This window comes from Streptomyces sp. NPDC093586, assembly GCF_044764905.1.
In the GTDB taxonomy this organism is placed as follows: Bacteria; Actinomycetota; Actinomycetes; order Streptomycetales; family Streptomycetaceae; genus Streptomyces.
This window is the reverse complement of record NZ_JBIWJA010000090.1, coordinates 1-3,392: the sequence shown is the minus strand read 5'-3', so window position 1 is coordinate 3,392 and position 3,392 is coordinate 1. Positions and strand designations below refer to the sequence as shown.

The following is a 3,392-nucleotide window of genomic DNA, read 5'->3' as shown; positions in this document are numbered from 1 at the left end:
CGACCCGCTGGGCATCGGTCACCGACAACGGCGGAATCTTCGGACCCGGACGACTCATACCGAACCAACGACGAATCTCCGACTCAGGTCACTAGAAGCATGTCGTGTGGATAGCGGTCTCCCTCGGGGACAACCGAGGATCGCAACCAAGTGGACGGCTATCTGTGGGGCGCACTCGTCCGCGTTGTGGCTGTTCTCCGAGGCGACCGAGCATCGCAACGGAATAGCCCCGCCTTCGTACGCCTCCGGCAGGCCACTGCGGTCGCCCTTCAGGGCGACCGAGGATCGCGATCAAAACCCCCGGCTCACCATTCGTCAGGGCACCCTCAGCTGGCGGTCGTCCTTCGGGGTGACCGAGGATCATGACGCCTACAGGTCAAGGTAAGCGGTGTACCGCGCGCTGGGGCTTCCCCATCTAGGATGATCAAGGATCGCAACATGCAGACCGGCGTCTTCCGCAAAGACTTCAAAACGAACGGCAGCCGCCCTCGGGACGGCCGAGGATCGCAACCAGCCCGCGTCGGAGTCGAACATCGAGGATAGTTCGGCTGGCGGTCACCTTCCGGGGCGCCCGAGGATCGCAACGCCTACCTCTCCGAGACGGGCGTGCTGGAGCGCCTCGGCTGACGGTCGCCCTCCGAGGTGGCCAAGAATCGCAACGAGTGGGATCGGGCTGGCGAGCAGTGGCGGGAAACCTGGCGGCCACCCTCCAAGGTAACCGAGGATGGCAACTCCGCGCCGGGCTGAAGGTCGAAGTCATCCAACCATTAGCGGTCGCCCTTCGAGGCGGTCGAGGATCGCAACATCCGCACCCACGCGTCGTAATGCGCCCGCGGGTACACCTGGCGGTCGCCCTCCGGGGCGACTGCGGATCGCAACGAGCCGCACTACCGCGAGCACCAGGACGCCAAGGGCTGGCGGTCGCCCTCTGGGGACGACCGAGGATCGCAACAGCTTCGCCTACGGCGTCGGAGAGGACGGCTGGGTCATGGCGGTCGCCTTCCGTGGCGATCGAGGATCGCAACTTGTGGACGTGGATCTCGTCGATGATGCCGCCGTGCACTGACGGTCTCGCCCCTTCGGGTGACCGAGGATCGCAAGACCCGCGACGGCTACTGTGAGACCTACACCGACGGACTGGCGGTCGCCCTCTGGGGCGACCGAGAATCGGCTGGCCGCGATAAGTTCGGCCCTGGCAAGAGCAACTTTGGCGGTTGTCCCTCGAGGCAACTGAGGATCGCAACGACACAGGCCGCGCCCAGCACGGCATCACCGCCGGAAATGGCGGTCGCCCTCCGGGGCGGCCGAGGATCACAACCCGGGCATCGTCGCCCGCGCGACTGCCAAGACCAGCGCTGGCGGTCGTCCTCCGGGCGACCGAGGATCGCAACGTGGTGCCGTAGTCGATGCCGACCCAGTGCCGGCGCCTGGCGGTCGCCCTTCGGAGTGACCGAGGATCGCAACCTCGTCCGCATCACCCGCGCCCGACTCCGTGGCGCGACTGGCGGTCGTCCTCTGGGGCGACCGAGGATCGCAACGACGGCCCGACGACGCCCCCCTTGCACATCTCCGCTTGGCGGTCGTCCTCCGGGGCGGCCGGGGACGTCCCCGGCCGGGATCGAGAGCCCCGCCGGTTGGCTGGCCGTGGGCCGGTCGGAACAGTCAAGGCAGCAGCAGCGTGTGCGCTGCCACATCGATGGAGGCACGTGCGGCGGGCCCCGGCCGACCAGATCCGGAGGGCGGCCTCCCCACCCCGGCCCGGACAAGAGCCTGTTCCCAATCGGTCATCACGCGCACGCCCGGGTCCAGGATGTCGTCCTCGAGTCCCCCTCGTGGCCCAGGCGCTGTTCGTCGGGCTGTGCGCCATCGCACCGGCGGACCGTACGACCCAGAAGCCCGGCGTGCGGCTGCGCTGGACGATGAGGGGGGAACGGTCGGGGAGGTATTTCGCAGATCCGACCTTTCGTGTCTGCGACCACCCTGCGCGGCCGGTTCCTCCTTTGCACTGCTGGAGACACTGCCGGATGCGGCCCCACCTCCACCCCGACAACGCACCCTGCTCACCGCGCTGAACCGCCCGCGGCAATAACTGCGGCCAACAGAACCTGCGGAACTCAGGGTGGTTGGCCTCAACGCCCTATGAGGACGCTTCGTCCATCAACGGTTCGTCGTCGATGTAGTCATGAGGGTCGGCATCCAAGAAGACACTCTGGGCTAGGGCGCCCATGTGCATGAGAAGCTTGGCGCCCACTTCGAGGTCGCACGCTGCGCAGTGAAACCCATAGGGGTCGAGTAGAACCTCCTTCGGTGAGACTGTGATCTGGCCGCCGTCGTAGACGTGGACGGCACTCACTTCGCCAGCCACCCACCCCTGGGAGCCGCAGGCCGGGCACTCCCTAGGGGCTTCCCGGCTCATGGTGATCATCGGCTTGCTGGTGATTGCGGCCAGAACCACGTCACGCTCCTTGCCTGACATGTGCCCGAAGCGCTGCTCGAACAACGAACGAGCCTTGACCAGCAGAGCTTCCGCCGCGACTCGTTCCTGCCGCACCTGCTCATCCACCAGCTTGTCGTGCAGGACCAGGAACGGGCCCCAGTAGCCGTTCGGATCAATCTTCAGTTCTTCGAGAACCGGGTCGACCAAGCGAAGACAGACCGTGAACACGGCTTCGGCCTGCGCCGAGTCGTGTATCGCGCTGTGGGCGACTCCGTTGCGGGCGTCCGCGAGGGGTTCAAGAGCCTTCTTGTCGATCGGGATCTTCCTGGGAAGGAGCTTGACCACCCGGTCGTAGGCGTCAACAAGGCCGATGGTCTTGACCTTGGTCAGTGGGCCTGCATGCGAGCCCAGCCCCGTGGCGTGGAGCAACGAGTCAAAGTGCCGGCCGTCGACGATCAGAGCTGGATGGATCCCGGCGAGGTACGCCTTGAGCAGATGTTCCGTAGCGACTCCAGCGTGGTGAACAGCGAAGTCGTAGCTCTCAAGGCCCTCTACGAAGGCTGCCAGTGCGGCACTCATCCACCTGTGGGACGAACCTTTCAACTGCTCTGCATCCATGTCCGAGACGATAGGGCCGCTAGACCGTCAAGCGCTCGGAGTTTGCATGCGCCGAACCTGATCGAGGATTTGTCCGGTTGCTGGCGAGGCCCTTTCGGCTCGTCCAGGGACCGTGATCTCTGGATGCGGGCAGGCTAGTGCAGTGACCAGGAACGTTCACCGGGGTGAGGTTGCGGTGGTGGATGGTGTCACGGGCTGGTTGCTGGGCTGGCTGCTTCGAAATGGTTGGACACCTTTCGGGTCAGTGACGTTTTCTCAGTGAAATGACCACGTGGTGGCTGAGGCGCCAGATTGTGGGCGGGTCGGTCGTGGGAACCTCGGCCGTAGACAGGCGTGA

The 3,392-nt window shown here is 65.6% G+C and carries 1 protein-coding gene; it reads right to left on the bottom strand.

The features are described 5' to 3' along the window. Positions 1-2,137 precede the first annotated feature (2,137 nt). Entirely contained in the window at positions 2,138-3,055 is a 918-nt protein-coding gene (locus tag ACIRFH_RS36460) for a hypothetical protein (RefSeq protein WP_403530859.1), read from the bottom strand. Positions 3,056-3,392: the final 337 nt, after the last annotated feature.

Bases quoted from the DNA above. Each gene is read 5' to 3' on its own strand.
- ACIRFH_RS36460 (WP_403530859.1), bottom strand. From the start codon at position 3,055: ATGGATGCAGAGCAGTTGAAAGGTTCGTCCCACAGGTGGATGAGTGCC.